19 protein-coding genes and 1 tRNA gene are annotated in these 23,975 nt (G+C 63.6%); 9 read left to right on the forward strand and 11 right to left on the reverse strand.

Going from position 1 to position 23,975, the window contains the following annotated elements:
- Positions 1-81 precede the first annotated feature (81 nt).
- Positions 82-156: transfer RNA gene (locus tag F3H96_RS22745), tRNA-Val, on the forward strand.
- 146 nt (positions 157-302) lie between these two features.
- Here the strand turns inward: F3H96_RS22745 and F3H96_RS31640 are convergent.
- Positions 303-704 (reverse strand): DUF4411 family protein, encoded by a 402-nt coding sequence (locus tag F3H96_RS31640; RefSeq protein WP_149803942.1) that lies wholly within the window; start codon positions 702-704, stop codon positions 303-305.
- Between F3H96_RS31640 and F3H96_RS22755 the strand changes: the two genes are divergently transcribed.
- The gene (locus F3H96_RS22755) at positions 703-2,454 is read left to right on the forward strand and encodes an adenylate/guanylate cyclase domain-containing protein (protein WP_149803943.1); all 1,752 of its coding nucleotides are present in this window, start codon (positions 703-705) and stop codon (positions 2,452-2,454) included. The genes F3H96_RS31640 and F3H96_RS22755 overlap by 2 nt on opposite strands.
- A gap of 87 nt (positions 2,455-2,541) precedes the next feature.
- Here the strand turns inward: F3H96_RS22755 and F3H96_RS31240 are convergent, their stop codons facing one another.
- The 4 genes from F3H96_RS31240 to F3H96_RS22770 form a co-directional block, all read right to left on the reverse strand.
- Entirely contained in the window at positions 2,542-2,850 is a 309-nt protein-coding gene (locus tag F3H96_RS31240) for a terminase small subunit (RefSeq protein ID WP_149803944.1), read from the reverse strand.
- Between the two features lie 204 nt (positions 2,851-3,054).
- Positions 3,055-3,225, reverse strand: coding sequence for a hypothetical protein (locus F3H96_RS30655; RefSeq protein WP_188131503.1), 171 nt, complete (start codon positions 3,223-3,225; stop codon positions 3,055-3,057).
- A 99-nt stretch (positions 3,226-3,324) separates the two neighbouring features.
- Positions 3,325-4,848, reverse strand: a complete 1,524-nt coding sequence (locus F3H96_RS22765; protein ID WP_149803945.1) for an MBL fold metallo-hydrolase — start codon at positions 4,846-4,848, stop codon at positions 3,325-3,327.
- Entirely contained in the window at positions 4,841-8,518 is a 3,678-nt protein-coding gene (locus tag F3H96_RS22770) for a S8 family serine peptidase (protein ID WP_149803946.1), read from the reverse strand. The genes F3H96_RS22765 and F3H96_RS22770 overlap by 8 nt, the downstream gene beginning before the upstream one ends.
- Before the next feature lie 575 nt (positions 8,519-9,093).
- Between F3H96_RS22770 and F3H96_RS22775 the strand changes: the two genes are divergently transcribed.
- Complete coding sequence (locus F3H96_RS22775; RefSeq protein WP_149803947.1) at positions 9,094-9,777, forward strand: Crp/Fnr family transcriptional regulator; 684 nt, start codon at positions 9,094-9,096, stop codon at positions 9,775-9,777.
- 60 nt (positions 9,778-9,837) lie between these two features.
- On the opposite strand, the gene F3H96_RS22780 is transcribed toward F3H96_RS22775, so the two are convergent.
- Both F3H96_RS22780 and F3H96_RS22785 read right to left on the reverse strand, forming a co-directional pair.
- The gene (locus F3H96_RS22780) at positions 9,838-14,064 is read right to left on the reverse strand and encodes a cytochrome P450 (RefSeq protein WP_149803948.1); all 4,227 of its coding nucleotides are present in this window, start codon (positions 14,062-14,064) and stop codon (positions 9,838-9,840) included.
- A gap of 119 nt (positions 14,065-14,183) precedes the next feature.
- The gene (locus tag F3H96_RS22785; protein ID WP_149803949.1) at positions 14,184-15,965 is read right to left on the reverse strand and encodes an adenylate/guanylate cyclase domain-containing protein; all 1,782 of its coding nucleotides are present in this window, start codon (positions 15,963-15,965) and stop codon (positions 14,184-14,186) included.
- Positions 15,966-16,381: 416 nt separating this feature from the next.
- On the opposite strand from F3H96_RS22785, the gene F3H96_RS22790 reads away from it, so the two are divergent.
- Both F3H96_RS22790 and F3H96_RS31245 read left to right on the forward strand, forming a co-directional pair.
- A complete protein-coding gene (locus F3H96_RS22790; RefSeq protein WP_149803950.1) occupies positions 16,382-16,639 on the forward strand; it encodes a PepSY domain-containing protein in 258 nt (85 codons plus the stop codon).
- Between the two features lie 273 nt (positions 16,640-16,912).
- Positions 16,913-17,110: a hypothetical protein gene (locus tag F3H96_RS31245; RefSeq protein ID WP_244620111.1), complete on the forward strand. Its 198-nt coding sequence runs from the start codon at positions 16,913-16,915 to the stop codon at positions 17,108-17,110.
- A 59-nt stretch (positions 17,111-17,169) separates the two neighbouring features.
- Here the strand turns inward: F3H96_RS31245 and F3H96_RS22800 are convergent, their stop codons facing one another.
- Entirely contained in the window at positions 17,170-19,050 is a 1,881-nt protein-coding gene (locus tag F3H96_RS22800) for a murein L,D-transpeptidase (protein ID WP_149803951.1), read from the reverse strand.
- A gap of 213 nt (positions 19,051-19,263) precedes the next feature.
- Entirely contained in the window at positions 19,264-20,010 is a 747-nt protein-coding gene (locus F3H96_RS22805; protein ID WP_149803952.1) for a 3-oxoacyl-ACP reductase family protein, read from the reverse strand.
- A 114-nt stretch (positions 20,011-20,124) separates the two neighbouring features.
- Between F3H96_RS22805 and F3H96_RS22810 the strand changes: the two genes are divergently transcribed.
- The 3 genes from F3H96_RS22810 (at position 20,125) to plsY (ending at position 21,899) form a co-directional block, all read left to right on the forward strand.
- The gene (locus F3H96_RS22810; RefSeq protein ID WP_149803953.1) at positions 20,125-20,736 is read left to right on the forward strand and encodes a TetR/AcrR family transcriptional regulator; all 612 of its coding nucleotides are present in this window, start codon (positions 20,125-20,127) and stop codon (positions 20,734-20,736) included.
- 72 nt (positions 20,737-20,808) lie between these two features.
- The gene (locus tag F3H96_RS22815; protein WP_149803954.1) at positions 20,809-21,210 is read left to right on the forward strand and encodes a rhodanese-like domain-containing protein; all 402 of its coding nucleotides are present in this window, start codon (positions 20,809-20,811) and stop codon (positions 21,208-21,210) included.
- A 38-nt stretch (positions 21,211-21,248) separates the two neighbouring features.
- A complete protein-coding gene (plsY, locus tag F3H96_RS22820; protein ID WP_149803955.1) occupies positions 21,249-21,899 on the forward strand; it encodes a glycerol-3-phosphate 1-O-acyltransferase PlsY in 651 nt (216 codons plus the stop codon).
- An 18-nt stretch (positions 21,900-21,917) separates the two neighbouring features.
- Here plsY and F3H96_RS22825 read toward each other — a convergent pair whose 3' ends face one another.
- The gene (locus tag F3H96_RS22825) at positions 21,918-22,826 is read right to left on the reverse strand and encodes an alpha/beta hydrolase (protein WP_149803956.1); all 909 of its coding nucleotides are present in this window, start codon (positions 22,824-22,826) and stop codon (positions 21,918-21,920) included.
- Positions 22,827-22,873: 47 nt separating this feature from the next.
- On the opposite strand from F3H96_RS22825, the gene F3H96_RS22830 reads away from it, so the two are divergent.
- Complete coding sequence (locus F3H96_RS22830; protein ID WP_149803957.1) at positions 22,874-23,326, forward strand: MarR family transcriptional regulator; 453 nt, start codon at positions 22,874-22,876, stop codon at positions 23,324-23,326.
- 37 nt (positions 23,327-23,363) lie between these two features.
- On the opposite strand, the gene F3H96_RS22835 is transcribed toward F3H96_RS22830, so the two are convergent.
- Positions 23,364-23,975, reverse strand: coding sequence for a pyridoxamine 5'-phosphate oxidase family protein (locus F3H96_RS22835; protein WP_149803958.1), 612 nt, complete (start codon positions 23,973-23,975; stop codon positions 23,364-23,366).

Genomic DNA, 23,975 nt, shown 5'->3' on the forward strand with positions numbered 1-23,975 from the left:
CGATAAGGTTGCCGCATCGCCTTGACTTCGCGCACCCGCCTCCCTTATATCGCGGCTCGCTTTGGCCTTCGGGCTACGGGCGGGCGATTAGCTCAGCGGGAGAGCACACCCTTCACACGGGTGGGGTCGCAGGTTCAATCCCTGCATCGCCCACCATCCAACTTTACCAAATAAATCAAGTACTTGATGGCACTAGCCAAGAGGGCCAAAACCGGGGTAGCTTTCGCTAATGTCGGCACCGGGTCGCCACTAGTTTTCCCCACCGCGACAGCCTGCCGCACCCTCAGATAAGTTAGCATCGACTAAGCCCGCCTCCATGACGTGGAGAAGTCGAGCGTTCGGATCAGCTCAAAGCTGTCAATCCAGCGAAGGCCGAGACCGTTGCAAACATCAGGGATTTTTCGGTTTGCTCGTTGAGCGGCTGGTTTCGAGACCTCTACCGTCACGACAAGCCGCCCAACGAACAGGCTCACTTTAATGGCTGCGATCAGGCGCATACCAGTTATTCGTGATCGTCGAGTTTTGACCCAAAGTAGCCTTCGGCAGCACCGCGGACCACAAACCACGCCATGTGAGGAATGGCCAAAGGGACGTGGTAAGTTGACCGCTGCCGGCGCCGGCACTGCACGCTCGCATTCGAGGTAGGACTGGAATACGCTCGCCGCCCGGAGCTTCGACCTATGGGAGAGGCAGGACACGAGCATGGAGCGACGCCTCACCGCAATCCTTGCTGCCGACGTCGTCGGCTACAGCCGCCTCATGGGAGCCGACGAGGTTGGCACGCTTGCACGGCTGAAGAGGCTTCGCGCCGAAGTGATCGAGCCCAAGATCACAGAGTCGCACGGACGCATCGTCGGTTCCGCTGGCGACAGCCTTCTTGTCGAATTCGCCAGCGCAGTCCACGCGGTGCAGTGTGCGGTCGAAGCCCAGGAGGGATTGGCCGCTCACAATGCAAGTTTGCCCGAAGGCAAGCGCATGACTTTCCGCATGGGCGTGAATTTGGGCGACGTGATTGCAGAGGACGATACGATCTACGGTGATGGCGTAAACATCGCCGCGCGGCTCGAGAAGCTTGCAGAACCTGGCGGCGTCTGCGTCGCGAGCAACGTTTACGAGCAGGTCAAAGGCAAACTGGATTATGCCTACACCGACCTCGGTAGCCAGCAGGTCCACAACATCGTGGACGCGGTGCGCGCCTATCGGGTCAGTCGAGCAAAACCCACTTCGGAATTCTCGAAAAGGGATACGCTGGCGCTTCCCGAAAAACCGTCCATCGCGGTCTTGCCATTCGACAACCTAAGTGGCGACCCCGAGCAGGGCTACTTCGCTGACGGCATGGTGGAGGAGATCATCACCGCGCTGTCCCGGACGCGCTGGTTGTTCGTCATCGCGCGCAACTCGAGCTTTACCTACAAGGGCCGGGCAGTGGACATTAAGCAGGTCGGACGCGAGCTTGGCGTGCGCTACGTGCTTGAAGGGAGCGTGCGAAAGGCGGCAAGCAGGGTTCGCATCACCGGGCAGCTTATCGACGCGACAACGGGAGTACATCTATGGGCCGACCGTTTCGATGGCGGGCTGGAGGACGTTTTTGACCTGCAGGAGGAAGTGACCCGCAGCGTCGTCGGAGCGATCGGTCCGAAGCTGGAACAGGCAGAGATCGAGCGGGCCAAGCGCAAGCCGACCGAGCACCTTGACGCTTACGACTACTATCTGCGCGGCATAGCAAGTCTTCATCAGTTGACCAGGGAATCCAACGCAGACGCCCTTCAGTTGTTTTACAAAGCCATCGAACTCGACCCTGAATTCGCCTCGGCATACGGCATGGCCGCGTTGTGTGCCGTCATGCGCAAGGCGAACGGCTGGGTGGCCGATCGTGAGCAGGAAACCGTCGAGACAGAACGCCTGGCTCTGAAGGCAGTGGATTTGGGCAGGGATGACGCGATCGCGCTCTCACTCGGCGGGGAAGCGCTCGCGTTTGTCGTGGGCAACTACAATAGCGGGGCAGCGTTCATTGATCGCGCGCTTGGGCTCAATCCGAACCTGGCTACTGCGTGGCTATTCAGCGGCTGGGTAAGAGCCGACCTCGGCGATACGGAAACCGCCCTCCAGCACCTGGCCACTGCGATACGCATGAGCCCAGTCGACCCGTTCATGTTCGATATGCTTAATGCGGTTGCAGTGGCTCATCTGTTAGCTGGTCGATTTGAGGAGGCATCATCTTGGGCGGAAAGGTCGTTGCGGGAAAAGCCGGACTTTTTGGCGTCGTTGCGCTTTGCGGCTGCAAGCTATGCTCACGCTGGCCGAACCGAGGATGCGCAAAAGGTGGTGAGCCGAATTCTCGCCCTCGATCCTAGCCAACGAATTTCCAATCTTGCCGACGTCGTTTCAATCAGGCGTGCGGCCGATATGGCTCTGCTTTCAGAAGGTTTGCGAAAGGCTGGCCTGCCGGAATAGCGCTGCCAGGCTGGCGCATCGATCGCGAGTTGGGAAACGCACCGAGATCGCAAAGACCGCACCGTGGGTGGCCTCGGCCCTCGCACGCTAACGATGTGCACAAATCGCCATAGGGGGCGCTGATGGGTTTTTGGTGTCGCGCGCCAGCTTGAGCATAACATCGAGTTCAGCAACCAGATCGTCGACCGTGATCTCCGAGCGCCTCGCAGCCGCAGCCTGCAACTCGCCGATCCGCGATTGAACCTGAACATTTCTGAACAAGCGTGCGGCTGCAGCCTCGGCCACGTTTCCGCGCGAAGCATAGCCAGCCTCGATGTAAGCGCGAGATTTTGGGAGGCCCTCGGCGAGGGCAAGACAGAAGCGCTCTTGTCTGATGTTCAGGTTGCTCTTGCTCATAATACCGCAGGTGGCGAATGGCCGGGGATCTTGCGCTGGATGATCGACGGCTACCTTGACTGGCAACCTAACGGCCTTGTACAGCCCGCCAGCGTCGTCAATCCCTGCATCGCCCACCATCCAACTTGCTGAATATGTTGGATGATCCAGCCCACGAAACTCACAAGCATCGCTGCCGGCGCGGTTGGGCATGGATTGCCGTGCCTAGATCAGCCCTCTCCTCACATTCATTCGCGTCACCGCCGTCACCAGAATGGCGCCGGTCATGAAATAGAGCGTGGCGACGATGTGGCCCTGATGGAAATGCAGCCCGGCGAACAGCAGGGCCATGACCACGGCAAGGAAGGCGATGACGCGGGAGAATGCATCGGGCATGGGGCGACCTATCAAGCAAAGTGGATGGCCGCCCTCATTCAGCCGATCGCTCCATAGATCGATTTTCGATTTTTCGCAATCGTCCGGTGCCCGCCACGCTCAGACCAGATCCACTTCGACCCAAAGTCCACCCGGCCCCCGGGCAGGATCGCGCGGAACACTGCGCACCGCCTGGATCGAACCGGACGGCGCGGCAAAAGCCGGCTTCCCGTTGTTGTCCGCCAGCCAGGCATCGTCGGCGCGGATGACGCGCCCCTTGGTCTTTGTCTCGAGCGCGGTCAGGATGCCGTCATAAGGCATCTCGCCCCAATGCACTTTCACCGCGTCGATCTTGCTGGTGGGGATGAAGGCCGACAGGTCGGCGCTTGTCAGCAGGTCAAAACCCTGTTTCTGCGGCGTGGCGTTCTGGCTGCCGTGATGGGCGACCTTGAGATAGACGGTGCGCGCCAGAAGATCGGCTGACGTGACGGTGCCCTGCTCCACCGGCCATTTCAGGTCCTTCCAGCTCAGCCAGTTGCCGATCTGGGCGTCGCCCGGGAACAGCAGCACCCGGCCCGTATCGATGAATTCGAAGGCAAGCACCAGGCTGGTGTTGTTGACGCCGCGGTCGAGTTGCAAGGCAAGGTCGGCGGCAATCCCCATCCAGTCGGCGTCGATGCGCCGCCAGGACTGGTCGCGGTCTTCCATGGGGGCCGCGGCCGAAACCGGCCCGGAATAATGCTTGCGGACATAAATGCCGATATCGATGGCGGGGTCGCTGCCCTTGTCGCCGTTCAGGGCCGCGGAAAGCGGCGTGCCGACATTGCGTTCGAACGGACTGAGTTCGTCGACACAGCCGGTGTCGGCCGCCTCGTTGATCTTGAGGGCGCTCATCAGGGCCCGCGCGAACGGGCCGCCGTCGGCAAGGGGAAACATCTCGCTCGCCTTCTCCTCCAGCCGAAGTGCTGCCTTGTCGCGCGGCGGGCCGAGCACGTAGATGCGAAGGTTGGGCAATCCGTCGACCGACAGCGGCGGCCCGCCGGGCTCGAAATAGGTTGGCGACCGCTTTTGCGAAAGCCTGGCCGCCGCGTCGCGGGCCGAGCGCACCCGCTCGCCGGCGGCGCCGAACTGGAAGCCGAGCACGGATTGCAGGCCGTCGCGGACGCCGGCCATGTAAGGGCTGAGCTGCTGCATGCCGTCGAGCTTCTGACCCACGCCTTGCAGCGCGGAGAGCGCCTGGCCCTTGAACTTGTCGAGTTCCGCGGCTTCGGCGTCTGCGGGATTTTCGGTCCACGCCATCCAGACATCGCCGACGACGAAATCCTCGAAAAGGTCCTTCGCGGTCAGGAACCCGGAAACATGGTCCCAGTGTTCGTGGGTGACGACGAGAATGTCGATCTTGCCGCCGGTCTCTTTCCTGAGATCGGCGACGATGTCGCCGACCAGCGTCGGGCCGCCGGTGATCGAAACATGGATGCCGCAATCGATGAGCATGCGGAATGGCGTTCCGTCCGCCTTTTTGAAGGTGAGCAGATGGCAATCGCCGATGCCCTGGCAGTAGTGCCGAACGGTGACACCCGATGCCTGTGCCGCCGCGGGAGCCGTTTTTGCCGGCCTGGTCCTCGTCACTGCCCGTTTAGACATGGTCCTCATCTCCGTCGCTGGCATGCAGCAGGGCAAAGGGCTCCGACACTTCGCCGCCGAAATAGAGGGCCCTCAGCGGTGACAGATAATTGGCCGCCATCGTCCCGGCCTGACGTTTCTGCCGGTCCGCGCTGCCGGTATTCTTGATGACCGAGTAGCGGATTTCCTCGAAGCCCTCGCGCGGATCGATGATGATCGTGGCGCCGCCGCGGAACCAGAAGAAGCCGTCGCCGTTCGTCATGCCTTGCGGCATCGGCGTACCGTCGAGCGAGACCGGAATGCGCTGCTGGATGACGGTCACGACCTCGACGCGGAACGAGCCGTCCGGCTCGACGCGGCGCGTCGGGCGCACGCTGTAGATGTCGAAGGTCGTCTCGCCTTTCTTCGGCGGGTGCATGACGGTGCCGTCCTCGTTGTAGCGCGGCAGATCGGGCAGCAGGCCGAATTGCTTGTAGAGGTCCGGATTGGTGGCGAAGGCCTTGTGCATCGCCTTCCACAGTGTGTAGCGGTTCTTGTCGTTGAGCGCGAAGATCTCGGCCCGCTTCAGTTTCTGGTTCCAGCCGAGGTCGATCTTGCTGAGCAACCCTTTCAGCCAGACCGGCGACGGATCCTCGGGGGCGCTCCAGGCGAGCGTCTCCTCCGAGATGGTGCGAACGTCGCGCGGCAAGAGCTTCCATTTGCGGAACGATTCCAGGAAAGCCAGGCGGTAGTGCAGCGAATCGTCGGGATAGGCGTCGCGGTCGGCGGTGATCAGCGCGCGCAGATATTCGCCGAAGGTGATATCGACGGCCGGGCAATAGTCGAGCGCGCGGATGCACATGGTCAGCATCTGCTTCGCGGTCTTGGCGACCTCGTCGGTCAGGCGCTCGACCAGGCTCGGATGCAGGGTTCCCGCCGGCAGGATGCCGGAGCCGCCTGTGGCAAGCTGGATCAGGTCGTCGGTCCGCCGATCGGCGATCGCGAGGAAGGCCTGGTAGACGGCGAAGACCAGGATCGAGCCGCGGTCATGAGCTTCGAAAGTCTTGTCGTAGTCGAGATCGGCCATGCCGGCGCCGCCATATTCGCGCAACGGCCCGGCCCGGCCGCTGCCTTCCCCGAACTGCTTGGCGATACCCGAAAGCAGCGACGCTGCCGACAATTCGCCCCTTGCCTTGCCGATTTCGAAGCTGACCAGTTCCTTCAGGGTGAAATGCTGGAACAGCGCGACGATATCGGCGAAGGCCTCGTGGAAGGCCGGCACATCGGGGTTGGATGCTTCCTGGAAGCGGCGATGCAGCCCGTCGAGCAGCGCGTGCGACATCTCATGCGCGACGATGTCGCTGGACAGGCAGGAAAAGACCGTCGTTCCGGGCGTGGTGACGTCGCCCTGGTTGCTGGTCGCCGGGAAATAGCCGAACAGCAGCGCCTTCTTTTCCGGGCTGTAATAGGCATTCTCGGCGCGCAGCGCATGCGGATAGATGCGCAGGCGCGGCACATAATGCGCCTTCACCGTCATGTCGCCGCCGCGGCCGCGCGCCTCGGCGTAGTGCGGCGCCCACAACGCCCGTCGGCCAAGCGCGCGTTCGAAATGGCCGATCGTGGTCATGGCGACAGCGTAGACCATCTGCTGGTGAAATTGCGGATTGCCCTCCGAAGGCGGCAGGCCGTCCTGCGCCAAGAGCATTTTGCCGTTGAGGTCGACCGGGTCGTAGACGCGGTCCGACGCGGGATCGACATCGACCACCTCGAGATATTCGCCGATCGGGCCGGGCAGCAACGGCCTGTCGGTCGCCGGCTCGTCGTCCCACGGCACGGAAAGCGTCGCCTGGTAGACGGAAACCGAATCCAGCCGCTTGGCGACCGATGGATCGAGCGCGTAAATGCGCAGGCGGCGTTGCGGCGGCGGCAGCGGTCGCGGCTTGCGCTTGATGGCCGGCGCAGGGCTGATGACCGGCGCCGGAACGGCCGCGCCGGCGCCCGGCCGGCCGAGCCACCCTTCCAGAAAGGCCTTGAGCGGCTTTGACGGGTTGCCCTGGTCGAGCGCCGCTTCGAGATAGCGGTTGCGCGCCGCGGCCGGGATCTTGTCCGGATCGCCGTCCGGATCGGCAATCGCTTGTTCGATTGCCGCCGTGCCTTGCGCCATCTGCGTCAGTTCCAGCGCAAACATCATTCGCTGCCGTTGCGTCGCCGGCGGTGGCGGCGCCAACGAGTTCCCTCCGGTCAGCAAGTCCAGCCAGCTCCACGTGTAGGTGGCGGGCGCGAGCTTCGCGAGGTTTGCCGCCGCCGGCGGCTGAAAGTCCAGCGCATCGAGAGCCCGCAACACCCCCTGCCCGATCTTCTGCCTTGTCTCCGCCGCATTCATTTTGGCCGTCGATTTCAGGGCGTTGGCGAACAATGCCTTGCGTACCGCCTCGATACGCATCCAAGGCTGGGGATAATTCTTCACCACCTCCCAATGCTCGGCCAGCCAAAGCGCGGCAGCGGCAGCGACCTGCGGGGTCGCTGCCGAAGTGCCGCTGCCGTCCATGTCGACCACCTTGCGACAATCGATCTCGGCCCAGGGCACGTTTGGCGTGTAGGCTCCCAGCGCCGTGTCCATCTTGGAGGGCGGCCCGTAATTGCCCTGCATTGTGCCGATGCCGAGGCCGGTGTAGGCGCGGCCGTCGCCCATCACGCCGCATACCGCGAGCACGCGGTTGTAGCGCGCGGGATAAACGATGCTGCGCGGTGTGATGGCAAAATTGTTGCCGGCCGCCGTGACCATGACCAGGCCGTGGTCATAGGCAAGGTTGACGGCGTCGACGAGAGCCTGCGAGGCAAGACCGCCCATGCTCATCGACAGCACATGCGCGCCCTGCTGGCGCGCATAGTCGATGCCTTGCACCATGGTGCCGGTGGTCAGCCGCACCACCCAGTCGGCGATGCGCACCGGCAGGACTTTCGCCAGCGGCGCGCCGCCGATGAAATCGGTGAAGCCCGGCCAGTGCGGCGACGTGCCGTCGAGCTTGTTGCCGGCAAGCAGGCTGAGCGTTCCGGTGCCGTGGCCGCGGTTGCTGGTCAGCGTGCCGGCCGGAGCATGGTCGGCGGCATTGTTCGGACCGGTTCCGTCATCGACGAAATTGCGCTGCTGCGCCGCGAGAAGCCCGGCCGGAATGGTTTGGTGCCCCGGATCGAAACCTGTATCGAGATGGGCGATGGTGATGTTGGCCTGCTTGGCGCCCACCCTGTTGCGCGCCGCCATCAACTGGCTGAAGTCCGGCGCGGCATTCCAGGCGACCCTGCCCGCGACCGTCGCCTGGTCCCCGCTCGGATCCTGATCGTCGAAAATGCATGCCGGAGCCGCGCTTGCCGCCATGCCACGGTCGCCGCCGCTGTCCTTGTAATCCCATTGCTGCAGGATATCGGGCTCAACCGCGAGCACTTCCGCGCCCGCGGCTGCCAGCACCGGGTTCTGGGCGATGAAGTCGTGGGCGTGGTCCCAAGGATTGTCGGTATCGGCGGCCTGCGTGGCCAACCGCAGCCAGGTGGCGCCGCGGCCCGCGGCCGCGGCCTGATTTGCGCCGCCGGCGCCAGGCGGGAGGGAGAGGATCGGTTCGGCGTCGATCCCGCCGATCCGGGGCGGCCCGCCTCGCACCGACAGCCCCGCATCATCGCCAAGAACCTTTACAAGGAGTCCCTTCACGGCTGCCATGGCGTGCCCCCTCCCCTAAGGAAACCATGGCGCCGACCGGCCGTTATAGTCAAGCCAAGGGTTCCTGCCATACTTCGTTTGATCTCTTTGCCAACTAGGCAATCATGGCGATTGTCTTTCAACGCAAAGACTGTCGCTACGTGAACTACACGTCTCTAAAATAACAATCCCTCCGCCCGACACGCATATCTGTGAGCATCTTCACAGACGCCGACCGGTTTTTCGCGCGCAGATGCCCTCACGGCGGTGGCGACGGCCTCTGTTGCCGGACTCCAGCCGATGCGGATTTTTTGAGAGGGATTTTCGATCACCTAGCCATTTTCAGATTTGCTGTCCGCGCGCCGGGTACCTCCCGCCCAGGCGCGTGGACGGCGTTTCCAAGGATCGGCCCGCAACCGCCAGTGCGCCCGGTCTCCTTACAGTTTGCCGGCTGATCTAATTTTCGGCGAGCCGGGACATCGGAAATGCTGTCCCCCGCCCGCCGAATTCGGCCAGCCACCATAGAAGGAGACGACGCTTTGATCGAGCACGCACTTATCCTACAATTTCCGCTTAACGAGAGGCGGAATCGTATCATGGCTACAAACGGCGCGGACGATAGCAACCTGCCGCGCCTGGCGCGCATCGACCCGCGCCAGTTCGATCTGCTGTTCGCGGGCTGCAAGCTGGAGCGCTATGCCGCCGGCCAGCATTTGTTCGTCCAGGAGGACGCGTCCGACCGCATCTATGGCGTCATGAGCGGGACTGTCGAGATTTCGATCTATTCGCCGGGCGGGCAGAAGCTGGTGGCCAATATCGAGCTGTCGCGCAGCCTTATCGGGGAGATCGGGGCGCTGGACGGACGTCCGCGCACGGCAACCGCCATCTGCCTCACGGCATGCGAGCTGGTTTCGCTGAGCCGAACACAACTCTTTGATCGCATTGAGAAAAACCCACCACTGGCGCGCGCCATGATCGAGCTTCTGTGCACGCGGTTGCGCTGGGTCAGCGGCGAGCTTGGCGATCAGGCCTTCTTCGGCATCGAGGCCAGGCTGGCGAAGCGGCTGGTGTTCCTGAGCGGCGTCATGGCCGACTCCGCCGGCTGGATTCCGATTTCGCAATCAGAGCTCGGCGAATTCCTCGGCGCGACCCGCGAATCGGTCAACAAGACGCTCAACGACTGGCGCAGCCGGCAGATGATCGCCATCAAGCGCGGCGGGCTGCGCATCACCAATGCCGCCGCGCTCGCCCAGATCGCCGAATCGCAGGACGACGACTGAGCGATTTCAGGATGGTTCGTCGATTCCACGAAACCACGGACCGCTTTGAGCGCCCCTCGATCAGAGCCGCGAGATCAGATAGCGCAGCGCCGAGCGGCTCGGCATGAAGAAATAGCCCCCGCCCTTCGTGGTAACGAACTGCGGCACATCCTTGAGCACGGTGACCTTTTCCCAGGACGGGATCGAGAACCGCCCGCCGCCGCCGCGCGCGCCGATCGTCGGGTCCGTCTCGCCCACCAGGCCCTGGAACGAGTTCGACGAGACCCATGTCTGCTGGATGAACTCGTATTGGCGCTCGATGTCGGCGTTGAGACACATGAACAGCAGGCCCCTCTCGATCTTTCCGCCTTTTTCCTTCTTCTGATAGGTGCGGCCGACGCGCAGGATGCGGTGGCGCTTGCCGATCCTGATCTGCGTCTCGCGATCCTCGCCGAGCGAATCGCGCGGGTTGGAACGGCGAATGTGGGAGCCGAGCGGACAAGCATGCCCTTGCGGATCCTCGGCGCCGAGCGCGAAATCATTGTCGACGCCGCGTCCCGGGCGTCCATTCGGATTGCGCACCAGCGAGCTCCCGTCCTGCCAGCGGCCGAGCATCTTTGCCGCCACCCAATGCGGTGTGACGGCCGCGTCGCCGGTTTCGTCGCCGACCTGAACGGCGGCCTTCCTGCAATAATCGTCAAACAATTCGACATGCTGTTCGAACTGGCGCATGACGAGGAAAGTGCCGTTGCGGCCGAAATCGCGCGGCGGAGGCGGTTGCCCCGGTATCTGACGGTTGCGACGCACCTGCGACAGGATGCCGGTGCGGTCCAGCACCGCCTTCACGGAGGGCGAAGCCGGGTAGAAGCCATGCTCGTCGCGATAGCCGAACAGGAACTCGCCGGGTGCCAGCAGATGCATTGGCGCGGCTCCTTTGGCGGCGCGCTGCGTGCCGCGAACGATCGGCTGCGAGACGCCGTCGACGAAGCCGAAATGCTCGACCGCCCGCTTGCCGTCGCGCCGCACCATCAGCGGCAGCTCGGCAGCCACGGACATCCCGGCGCCTATCGTCTGTCGCTTCATGGCCGCGACCTCGGCTTTCAACGCAGCCGGCGTCTCGGCGTAGCAGACGATGACCACGTCGACGGGCTTGTCGGGCGAGCCCCACTGCCATTTGTCGGGGGCGTCAGGGCCGGTGTCGTTGAGGATGCGGCTGCGCTCGGGCGTGCCCATGCCTTGGCGGAAGGCAACCGGGAACGTGTCCAACGGTTGGTCGTCGACACCACCTTCCAGTCCGAGCCGCCGCAAGCCGTTGGGGCCGAACGCCACGGTCATCGCGCGGCCGGCGGGCACGCCGTCGCCAAAGCTGGTTTTGTCGATGACGACGTCTAGCCAGGCCTTGCGCTTCGTTGCCGGCAAACCTTCCGGCACCTGGATCGCAAGCATATGCGCATGGCCGAGCGCGCCGAACGGTCCGAAGAAGATGGATTGGATTTCTCCGGATTCCAGTTCCTCGAGGGCCGAAGACGGAGGTTCAGGCAGGCTGGTCGCGTCCGCCGGCCGCGCTTGCGGGCGCGGCAGGGAACCGAACAGGCTCAGCCAGTCGCGCGCCTCGTTGCCGGTGGCCGAAGCGATGCCGCGCCTGATCCTCGAGTTGATGCGGATGCGCGTTGTGTTGAGGTGCGGATAGGCGGTGTACCAGAACAGCGTCGGCACTTGCTGGCGCCGCGCCCAGCGCTTGAAGCGATCGCCGTCGCGCGCGCCGTCCAGAAACAGCCAGCGCGTGCGCGGATAGCCTTCGGTGTTGCTCCACACGCCGGTCAGGCCAGCCGAGGCCTTGGCAATGAAATCCTCGAGATAGCTTTCCCAACTGCCTCCGTAATTGGAGAAGAACACCAGCCGGTCGGTGCCGGGCAGCAGCACCCAGCGGGCGAAATGAATAGTGTTGATGGTGGCGAGAAAGCCGGGCTTGAACACCTTCTGCGCCGATATCGAGATCAGGTAGAAGGAGAGCCTCAGCGCCAGCCTTCGTAAGATGCCCGGCTTCATCGTCGAGATCGCCGTCAGGTTGTTCTGCGCGGTGTGATCCTCGTTGGCGAGGATCTTCTCGAGCGCGCGAATGTCGACCGGCGTGCTTGCCGGTTGGTCCTTGTCCTCGAGCCGCCGCAACGCCAGGAAGCAAAGGCCCACGACCAGCGCGAGAATGGCCAGCAGGCCGAGCACCGAAAGCAGAAGCGCGGTGCCGGCGATCGCGATGTTGGTGAAGGTGACGCCATGCGGATTTCCGAACACCAGCACATAGGTCATGCGCCAGCAGGCCAGGACGACGATCGCGACGGTGGCGAACATCGCAGGCGTCAGCAGCGTTGTCGTCAGCGCCCGCGACCAGTGACCGGGTGGCCTTTCCAGCAGGCTTTCGGCGGGCTCGAACGCCCAGCCGAACTGCCCGAGGCACCGGACATGCCGGCGCGCCTCGGCAAGCACATCCATCGCATTGCCGCTGCCCGTGCGCGGCTTTTCGACGATCTCACGCACGCTGTCGGCGAGCCTAGCTTCAGCAAGGATGCGGCGCACCGAATGCCCCGGCGTGCCGGAAAAAACCAGCCCGGCGGCGCTGCCGAAGGACGGCGATATCTCGATATGGTGCCTCTTGAGAAAGTCCTCCAGCGAGCCGCCGTCCGCCAGGCCGCACGCATCCCTGAAAATCGGCCACAACCGGTGGCCGATGGTTTGCGCGATGGCGGCAATGACATCGTCGGAGCTGCCGTCGCCGGAGATTTCGAACACCAGCGCGCCGGTTTTGAGCCCCGATTTTTGATCCTTGCCTGTCGGAGCGACGGCCAGGCTGGTGAAATGAATGGTGCCGACCTTGTCGAGCGCGCCGCGCAACTCGCCGATCGCCGGATTGCCGAGGCCGGCGACCTTGTCGCGCACGGCATCAAGCGGCATCGAACGGTCGATCGGGCAGACCACGGTCACCATCGACTGGTCGGCGGTGCGGCAAAGCTGCGAGCGTTCGAAATCGACCTTGAGGCTTGCCGGGTAGGCGCCGACATTGACCGTCTTGCCGGCCCTGCCCCGCGCGCGGGCCAGCTTCGGCTTGCTGAACAGGGCGCGAACGCATTCGCCGATCTGGATGCGGGCGATTTCGGCGCCGATGCACAGGTGGATGCCATGGCCGAAGACCATGTAGTCGCGGTGCGGGCGCGATGTATCGAATTCGTTCGGGCGCTGCACGATTTCGGGATCGAACATCGCTGAAAGCGTCGCCGGCATCACCACCGTTCCGGCCTTCACCAGACGCTCGCGGCGCGTGCCCTTGCCGATGACCGCGTCACGCCTGGTATAGCGCCAGGGCCCGATCCAGATCGGTTTGAAACGCATGGCTTCCATGATCGCCCGGTCGAGCTTGCCGGTATCGCCGGCGGCGATAGCCTCATCCACGGCCTGCCGCGCATCGGTTCGCGACAGGATCACATCCAGGCAATTGCCGCCTGCCAGCACATTGGTCGGCACGAAGCCGGCGACCATGCCGAGCATGATGGAATGAATGTCGGGCAGCGACAGGCGGCCCTGGTCCATCAGCGCGACAAGGCGTGCCAGCGGCCGGTCGTCCTCGCCTGCCTTTTCCCTGACCGCGGCGATCGAGCGGTCGATGACTTTGATCAGCCGGTCGCCGGCCACCACGGCAAGCTGGCGCGTGGTGGGGTTTGCCGTCGGATCGGAAAAGAACAGCGCGCTGAGCGCGATCGACCAGTCGGCGAACTCGATTTCATCGTCGATCGCCAAGCCGAAATAATCGCGGCAGATGCGCACCGGCACGATCTTCATCAATCCGGCGATGGCATCGAAGCCGGGGCTGGCGCGGGTCATGATGTCGCGCGAATGGCGCTCGGCGATCGGCCTGACGGCGGCTTCGACTTCGGCCGGCGGAAAAGCGCTCAGCACCGCCGATTTCATCTGCCGGTACGCGGCGCCGTCCTGCATGCCAAGAATGAAATTCGAGCCTCGGGCCAGCTCGGCCATTTCCGGCCCGTAGGGCGTCTCGAACTCGTCCCCGCGCTCCAATATGTCGCGAACATCCGCGCCCTTGGTGACGAGCAGGAAGTTGCCAAAGCCTAGATTCGGCCAGAAACGGCGCAGCAGCGCCAGCAACCAGCGCGGATCGCCGAGAAGAAGGCCGGCGATGCGGGAAGCAATTCCGTCCTTGGAGCGCAATCGATCGATGTCGAACGGCGGCATCTCGGCGACCGGGCGCTGGCTCTTCTGGGCGGCCCGGACGGCGTCGAAATACTTCATGGTGATCATGCGCGCTCAAGCCCCCCGGCTGTCCACGTCGATGCAATGCCGGCATCTGTCTGGCCTAGGTTTGCATCGGTCCGACGTATGTGAATTCGGTCACAGTCATCTGTTGTCGGCCCCGGCGATCATGCGTAGGACTTGGCCCGATCGAAATTGGCGATCAGGAAATTGTTCCTTGCCGGGTCGACGAACGGTATCCAGCGTATCCTCTGCTCGGAAAAATCGGGATGCCTGGTCATGAAAATGGCGAGCTCCCGCGCCGCCTCGTCGCGACGGCCGCTTCTCATCAGGGCGCCTATCTTCAGGAATCTGGCGTAAAAATAGCCTGGCGACAGGTTGAGCGAGCGCTCGGCGGTGGCGATCGCGGCCGGCCAGTCCTCGACGAAGCAATAGGCGGCGGCCAGTTCCCCCAGATTGTGGAACCGATAGAGGTCGAACGGGCTCAACCGCTCCGTATCGAGGAAAAAAGGGATGGCGCCGGTCGCGTCGCCAAGCAAAAGGCGCGCGCTGCCCATGGCCGAGCGGGCGAAGGCGAAGCTCGGATTGATGTGGATCGCCTCAGTGAGGTGTTCGGCCGCCAGCGCCGGAAGGCCACGCATAATGTCGGCCGCGCCGAGATACGCATGCGGGCGCGCATCGAGGCTGTCCATCAGAAGCGCCTTGCGCGCCAGCGTCTCGACTTTCTCCAGGTCGTCGCTGTCGCCGAAGCGCAGCCAGGCCCGCCAGAAATACCACCATGCGAGTTCGTTCAGCACGGCGCTCGAATTCGGGTCCTCCCGATAGGCTTTTTCGAAGAATTCGAGCGCGAGATCGGTGTCGCTTCGGGTGCGCCGGTTCATGTGCCAGCGGCCGCGCCTTACCAACTGCCAGGTTTCCAGGCTTTCCCACGGCACCTGGAAGGTGCGGGCCTGCTCGGCGCGATCGACCTCCTTGTCGAGGATCGAGACGATCTCGCTGCCGATCTGGTCGCGCAGGCTGAAGATATCGACAAGATCGCGGTCGAAGCGTTGCGACCAGACAAGGCGCCCGTTCGAGGTATCGGTGAGCGATGCGTTGAGGCGGATCTGCCTGTCCTGGTGCGCCAACGTGCCGCCGACGATGTAGCGAGCGCCGAGCGCGTTGCCGATGAGCTTTGTGCCCAGGCTGTCGTCGCGAAACTGAAAGCTGGAACCCTTGGCGATGACCGAAAGCCAACGCGTGTTGGAAAGACCGTAAATGATGTCCTCGGCGATACCGTCCGCCATGTAGCCGACGTCGGGTTCGCTGCCGTTGCCCTGGAACGGCAGCACCGCGATCGCCGGAGGCCCGATGGGACCGGGCTTATAGTGACCGGGCGCGCTGGGGATGGAAACGAAGGAAGCCGCCGCGACAGGCCCATTGCCGCCGCGACCGGCTATCAGGACCCGCACCGGCAGGGCGATGTTCTTCAGGCTGAACTCGCCGAGATCGGTGAAGACCGCCGCGGTCTTGTCCTTCACGTGGTGCCATGTCGTCGCCGAGATGGCGACGCCGTCATGCGGCGCGAATTCCTGAAGCCGGGCGGCAATGTTGACGTCGTCGCCGTAGAGACGGCCCTCGCGGACAATGACATCGCCGGTGTTGATCCCGGCGCGAAACGGCATGCGCATTTCCTCGGCGACCGTGGAATTCAGCGCCATGATCCGGGCCTGAAAATCGAAAGCCGCCCGCAAGGCTTCGATCGGGTTGCCGAATTCGGCCATGATGCTGTCGCCGGCATCGCCGAACGTTCGTCCGCCAAATGCGCCGCAACTGCCGGCGATGATGTCGCGCCTCTCCTCGAAGGCGGCGACAGCCAACTCGTCGTCGATGCCCATCAGCCGCGAGAACCCTACGGCATCGATCGAAATGATTGTCGCAAGCTGACGGGTATAGTTCCGTTCAGCCATGATTGAGCCCCCAGTCCCCGCTTCCAGTCCAGAGCAGGCGACCTGTGCTCAAAAAACACACTCGCCGCCCGCCGACGGATGTCCCCCGGCAGGCCGGCGCTAAGTTGCCACCCTGTTATGCTCGGAATTCTATCAGGGTCTTGCGGAAAGCTCTACCACGAACAGCTAATGTGGCGAATCCGCGATCCGGCGCATGGTTAGTCATTCCTTCCGTCGACTGGCGCATTCGCGCCACGCTGCTACTTCTTGAAATTACGCATTCTTTCGCATCTGAAAATACTGAATCGGTTTCTGCCCGGCGAAGTTCGGCCGCATCGAGGCCGGCGCTTTGCGGGGCGTTTTTCTACGCTGCGGAACCAATCCTCCCGCATGCGAGTTTCTCAGCGCATCCATGCCAACGAGATTTGAGGGCTCTCATGCGCACTGTTGTTTTGGCAACCGGTATCGCGGTTCTCCTTGCCGACGGGCCGGCCCTCGCGGCGGATGACCAGCCAGTGCCGCCGCAAAACGCCAAGAAACTCTCGGACATCATCGCCAAGGTCGAGCATCGTAACGACTTTCGCTACGTGAAGGAGGTCGGTTGGGATAGCGACGGTTATACCGTCACCTACTACACGACGGACAAGGCCAAGGTCCAAATCACCTACGATCCGATCACCGGCGAGTCCAAGTAGCAGGTCTTGCGGTCGTCATGGCATTCCGAAGGGCCGGTATTCCGCGTCTCTGCGGCGGGCCTGAGTCGACGCCGCCGTGACACCGGCCTCCCGCACTTGCATCGCCAAGACTTTGGTGGCTGACTGCGCGCGGTGATTGCGGGCACGGTGCACGGCAATGATCGGCCACGTCCTGAAGCGCATCCTGATGGTGCTCGCCGGCTATCTGGTCGCGGTGCTGGTCGGGTTGATCCGCAGACGCTGGTCTTCGCCTTGATAGCCGAGTTCTTTTCGTTGCGAGGCTTTTGGCTGCACATGCTGTTCGGCGCTGCCGCGGCGGCTGCCGGTTTCATGCTGATCTTGCCAGACGCCGCCGATGATCCCGAACGCTGGGGCGACATGGGCATCATCGCCGGCGCCGGCCTCGTGGCCGGCCTGATCTACTGGCTGATCGCCGGGCGAGACGCCGGCTTCCGCCGGCCACTCGTTTAAGCGTCAGGCTCGGCGGCTTCGCCGTAGCCTGCCGTCCGCAATTGCATGAACAACAGCGCTCAGCTTGACGGCGTGCGCACCGCTTCGGTCGCGTCGAGCGCCTGCATCAACTTGGCGTCGCGGCCATAGACGTCGTCGAAATACTCGACCTTGCCGGACATATCCGGCCATGCGGTGAAATAGGCGACATAGACCGGGATGACGCGCGTGACATTCTCTGTCGAATGCCCGTGCTTCAGCTTCTCGGCAATATCGTCGACGGAGGTGCCGAGCACCGCAGCGGCCATGCCGCGCGGATCCTGCAGACGGACGCAGCCATGGCTGAGCGCGCGCATATCGCGCGCGAAGAACGACTTTTGCGGCGTGTCGTGCATGTAGATGGCGTGCTTGTTGGGGAAGAGGATCTTCAATTCGCCCAGCGCGTTGGCCTCGCTCGGCTGCTGGCGCACGCTGAACGGGATGTTGGCGCCGTAGGCGCCCCAATCGACCGCCGAGGACGGGATGCGCTTGCCACGCGAATCCGTCACCTCGTAGCCGGCGCGGTCGAGATAGCCGGGATCGCTGCGCAGCCTCGGCAACATCTCGTTGACGATGATCGACTGCGGCACGCCCCAATAAGGATGGAAGTCGACCTGCTTGATCTGGTTGTAGAAGAAGGCGGTCTGGTTGGTGACCCGGCCAATGACTGCACGGGTCTTCAACTTCTCCTCGCCATTGTCGATATAGCTGGCGGTGAAAGCGGGCTGGTTGATGAAGACGCGCGGACTGCCGAGGTCCGACGGCAACCAGCGCAGTTCTTCGAGCGCCACCTTGACCTTCGCGATCTTGTCGGCCTTTGACGTGCCGGCCAGCGAAGCCACCGTGCGCGGGCCGATGACGCCGTCGCCCTTCATGCCGGCCCGCTGCTGCACTGCCTTGATCACCGGCACCAGATCGGGTTCGTAGACTTCGCTCTTGCCCAGCCTGGCAAGGACCTCGCCATAGTTGCCGCCCATCGCGTCGTCGAGATTGCGGGCAATCAGCGTCAGCAACTTAGGCAGTTCAGGGCTGCTCTCACCGGGCTTGAGCAGCAGCTTGGGATCGACGACGATCTCGTTTTCCTCGCTGGCCTCGAGCGCTTCCAGTTCGACGCGCAGCGCTTGATACTCGGCGTTCTGCGGGTGCCGCGATTCCAGATAGGTGCGAACCTCCTGGGTATGCGCCAGCGTCTTCAGCACGCCCTCGAAATCGAGCGGCTTGGCCGGAAAATCATAATAGCCGGTCATCCGGTTGGGGTCGACGCGACCGCTCTGCGCGTCATGGGCATAGCGCAGCACGCGCGCCGACAGCGCCATCTCGAAGTGGACCAGTTCCTTGGTGCGCTCTGCCGGCGTGGCGGACGTCGCGGCAGTTGGAACATCGACGGAGTAGTCGGCCGGCGACAGGCCATAGCTTGCCGCCTCGCCCAGGACGCGCACCGCATCCTGCGCCCTGCTGTTGGCGGCATTGTCGCTCACCCAGATGAAATCGGGATTGGCTGAATAATAGGCAATCAGAGCCTTGGCGATGTCGGGCTCGGCAAACAATTCGTAGTCGCTCAAGCCGACCACGGCATCGTGGAAGCCATTGCTCGTCACCGAGGACACAAAGGCGGCGTCTTGCGCGGTCGCGGGTTGCGGTGCCGGCAGCAGCGCCTTGAAGTCGACGCGCACAAGCCTGTCGGCCCTGTAGGTGCTGTAGGTCGGGCTGCTGATTCTGGCGCCGCCGTCACCTCCTTCATCGCCGGGTCGAATCTTGCGCGGCTTCGGCGGCGGCGGAAATTCGCCCTGCGGATCGTGCCGGATGCCGCCACCGAACAGCAAGTCGAAAAGCCCTTGCGCGCTTGCCTGCTGCTGCCCGAAGGCAAGCGTCGCCGCGATCGCAATCGGCGCGAGGGCCTTTTTGTTCCCGAGGATTTTCATGCTTCACCCGCACCGGTTGAAACCGGTTCCCGTTCCGCGCCGCTGGACGGTCCCGCCCTCCGCATGGCGGATGTATGACGTGACTATACCGATTCATACTGATTTCGTTAAGCTTCCATAAATTTGCGAGGCCGTGTTGCAGAACGGTTTCACATCATCGTGAGACCCGAAGCAGCGCCGGGTTTCGCAAGCTCGCCAAAGCATCGAGGACAATCAGGCGTTGGCACCGCCGTCTATGGTCAACGAGGCTCCGGTGACGAAGCGGCCTTCAGGGCTCGCCAGCCAGGCCACCATTCCCGCGATCTCCTCCGCCTCACCGAATCGCGGCACCGCCATTTTCCGGCGCTGGTGCTCCGCATGCGGCCCATCGGCGGGGTTCATGTCGGTGTCGGTCGAGCCCGGATGGACGATGTTGGCGGTGATGCCGCGCGGACCGAGATCGCGTGCCAGGGCCTTCGTCAATCCGATCAGCGCCGCCTTGCTGGTCGAATAGGCGCTGAGACCTGGATCCGTCACGCGCTCGGCCAGGTTGCTGCCGATCGAGATGATCCGGCCGCCATCCGCCATATGCCGCGCGGCGGCCTTGGAGGCGACGAAGGGGGCCCTGAGATTGACCTCCATGCTTTCATCGAAATCGGCGAGCGACAGCGTGCCGATCGGTGCAGCGCGCCAGATGCCGGCGCTGTTGACCAGGATGTCGAGCCGCCCAAACGCATCCATCGCCTGGTCGATGGCGCGCTCGATCGCCTGGGCATCGCGACCATCGGCCCGGATTGCCATGGCGCGCCCGCCAGCCGCCTCGATCTCGTCGACGACGGCGCGCGCCTGCGCCTCGCCGTTCACATAGGTCAGCGCGACGCTCGCGCCGTCACGCGCGAGTCTTTTCGCGACCGCCGCGCCGATACCACGGCTGCCGCCGGTCACGAATGCGGCCTTGCCGCGCAACTGGTTGGATGACATCCGATTCTCCTATTCTGTAACGATCGATACATAATTATCTGCCAAGCTTGCCCGGTACCGTCAAGTAATTTATGTATCGATCAACACAGAAATGAAGCGAACCAGAAGGACAGCATGTCGGAAAGAGGCCGCCCGCGAAGCTTTGACCGAGCCTCCGCCTTGCGCCGGGCGATGGTGGTTTTCTGGGCCAAGGGCTATGAGGGCTCCTCGCTCAGCGATCTGACCGCGGCGATGGGCATCAATTCGCCCAGCCTCTACGCCGCCTTCGGCAGCAAGGAGGCGCTCTTCCTCGAAGCAATCGACCTCTATACGCGCAGCGAGGGTTCCGACATCTGGTCGACGCTCGAAGAAGCCCCGACCGCGCGGCTTGCGATCGAGGGATTTTTGACCCAGACGGCCAAGGCCTATTCACAGACCGACCGCCCGCAAGGCTGCCTGATCGCGCTTGGCGCCCTGCATCAGGACTCAAGCCAGGGGCTGATCTGCCAGGATCTGCGCCGCCGTCGCGCCGAAAACCACACCGCGCTCGAAAGGCGCCTGCAGCGGGCCGTGGCGGAGGGAGAGTTGGCCGAGAATTTTGATTGCAAGAGCGCGGCTACCTTTTTCGCCACCGTTCAGCATGGCATGTCGATCCAGGCGCGCGACGGCGCAACGCATTCGGCGCTCATGGCAACCGTCAACGGCGCCATGGCGGCATGGACAGCGATGGCCGGCCCTCACGCTTGACCCCGTGACAAACGGAAGGCTTTGTGATCGAAATTTCGGCGGTCGCGAGGACCGTGGCCAGGAGGGTTTGCCGTGAAGAAAGGTTATCGCCAGCTTCTCGACGAGGCGAATGCCGAGATCGAAGTCGTCTCGCCGGAGGAAGCGGCGGGGCTGCTTGAAGACGACGATACGATCTTCGTCGATCTGCGCGATCCTCGCGAGGTCGAGCGCGACGGCAGGATTCCCGGCGCCAGGCATGTGACGCGCGGCATGCTGGAATTCTGGATCGATCCCGAAAGCCCCTATCACAAGCCGTTCTTCGCCTCGGGCAAGACCTTCGTCTTCTTCTGCGCCGGCGGCTGGCGCTCGGCTTTAGCCACCAAGACGGCGCAGGACATGGGCCTGACGCCAGTCAAGCACATCCTCGGCGGCTACACCGCCTGGAAGGCGGCCGGCCTCCCGGTCGAGCCTGGGCAGAAGAAAAAGGCCGACTGATCTCGGTTTTCCGCAACGCCTGGAAACGATCGACGCCAATGGTTTTCTGGATAGCGAGTGCGGTTGGCCTAGCGGTCGCTTACCTCCTCGGCGCCACGCCCTCCGGCTATCTGGCCGGCAAATTGCTCAAGGGCATCGACATAAGGGAGCATGGTTCCAAGTCCACCGGCGCGACCAACGTGCTCAGAACGTTGGGTAAATGGCCCGCGCTGGCGGTGCTGCTCATCGATGTGCTGAAGGGCGCGGCCGCCATCGTCCTTGCCCACTGGTTTTATCCCTTCGTAATATCGTCCGCCACGTCCCCGACGGCGCTTGACCCGCGGATGCCCTGGGCTGTTTGCCTAGCCGGGCTTGCCGTGTTGCTGGGGCATGGCCGGTCGATCTGGCTGAATTTCACAGGCGGAAAATCCGCCGCGACGGGCCTGGGCGTGTTGCTGGCGATGTCCTGGCCGGTAGGATTGGGCGCCGCGACGGCATTTGCCGTCACGCTCGCACTCTTCCGAATTGTGTCCCTCAGCTCGATGCTGGCGGCACTTACGGCGGTCGTGCTTGTCTGCACGCTGGAACAACCCCTGCCCTATCGGCTGCTGGTGGTCGCGGGCAGCCTCTACGTGATCGCACGCCATCGCGCCAATATCCAGCGGCTGCTGGCCGGGACAGAGCCGCGCCTTGGCCGCAGCCTGGGATAGGCGCACCTCGCACCTAATTTAGTGCAGGGTCGCTTCCCGCTGCCCGCTCACGAAATCGACCGCACGCGCGACGACATCCCTGTCGGCGAGGATGCGGCGGTGGCCCAGTCCATCGGCCCAGTGCAGGTGGACATGCTCGCCCGCGCCCGCATAACGCCTCGCATGGTCGGCATGGACCTCGCGATCGTCCGGCGCGTGGATGATCAGCGTCGGCACCGGCGCCTCGGCAAGCTGGCGATCGCCGGTGAATTCGCTGAGCGGCCGACCCGACAGATGCTTCACCCGATCGGCCATGGCGATGCGCGAGCGTGGCCCGACATTAAGCTTGTGGCTGAAATCGTCGAAGATCGCGGGGAGCGAGCTCGGCGCAGCGATCAGCACCAGCTTTTGCGCCGCCAGCGGCGGCACGCCCTTGACCGATGCCGCCACGGCATTGGCGGCAATCGCGCCGCCGAAGGAATGGCCGACGACAGCGGCAAAGGGGCCGAACCACTCGCCGGCCACTCGCGCTGCATCGACCGCTGTCACCATGTTGAGATGGCGGCCGAGCGAATGGCCGTGCCCGGGCAGGTCGAGCGAGACGACCTTGTAGCCTGCGCGACGGAACCCTTCGATCAGGGCGCGCATATATTCGGTGCGCGAGCGCCAGCCGTGGATGACAAGCACGGTCCCGCGGGATTCCCTGCCCGGCTCCGGCCGGAATTCATGCACGGCGACGCAATCCGTCCTGGTCTTCAGCCGGTGATGACGCGCTTCTGCCATGAAGGATGAGGCACGCTCCACGGCGCGGCGTTCGCCTTCGCTCAGCGCCCTGACATTGGGAGTGCGGCAAAACAATTCGAACGCGGCGCGCCCGCCGAGACGCGGCGCGACATGCTCGGCCGCACCAAAAACGCCCCGGATGACCTTCATTCCAAATGATGCCATATTGGCAGTCCATCCATTCGTTCAAGCATGAACATAATAGTTCAAACATGAACATTAAGCAAGAGCTGCCCTGGGACAACCCGCGTTTTCGCAACTGGGTCGCGGTGGCGCGCGCCTGCCATGTGCTGGAGCGAACGCTGGCGATAAAGCTCGCCCCGCTCGACCTCAAGCCGGCGCAGCTCGACGTGCTGATGAACCTCTACCGCCATCCCGGCATGTCGCAGCACGATCTTGCCCGCAAGCTCTTGGTCGGCCGCTCCAACATCACCATGCTGTTGCCGCAGCTTGAATCACGCGGCCTGCTGCTCCGCGAGGGCGACGAGAAAGACAAGCGGGTGCTGCGGCTGAACCTGACCGAAGCCGGCGAAGCGCTGCTGATGAAGGCGCTGAAGGTTCACATGGCGCTGATCGAGAAGGCGATGAGCCAGTCGACGCCGGAACAATGCGACATGATCGGCGAGCAGATGCGCAAGATCGCCGACGTTCTGAAGGAAGCCTGACGCGGGCGTCCGCCGCCTGATTCGAATATCAATGCACTTACCACATCGTCTTTTTCGCCCGCTCCGGCCATTCCCTGTCGTAGGTCTCGCCGTCGATGTTCTTGCGGCTGGTAACCTCGAGGATCTGGCCTGGCGTCGGCAGCGACTTCTGGTCGACGTGCTTGGCCGGATTCCACAGCTCGGAGCGCACGATGGCGCGGGCGCATTGGAAATAGACCGTGTCGACGTCGATGACCGTGACCGAGCGGGCCGGTTTGCCGTCGACCATGAAGGAAGCGCAAAGCTCGGCATCGGTCGTGATGCGGGCGCGGCCGTTGACACGCAGCGTGGTGCCCGAGCCGGGCACCAGAAAGAGCAACCCGACGCGTGGATCGCGAATGATGTTCTTCAGCGAATCGGCGCGGTTGTTGCCGCGCCTGTCGGGCATCATCAGCGTCTTTTCATCTACAAGCCGCACGAAGCCGGCAAGGTCGCCGCGCGGCGAGCAGTCGAGCCCCTCCGGCCCGCTGGTCGCCAGCGCCACGAAGGGCGACGCTTCGATGAAGGCGGCATATTCGGGGATCACGTGGTCGAGTTCCTTGACGACCGAGGCTTCACCTGGCAGCCCGTAAAGGGCCTCGAGTTGTTCGACCGACGTGATGAGCGACAT

It is taken from the genome of Mesorhizobium sp. NFR06 (assembly GCF_900115245.1).
Lineage (GTDB): Bacteria > Pseudomonadota > Alphaproteobacteria > Rhizobiales > Rhizobiaceae > Mesorhizobium.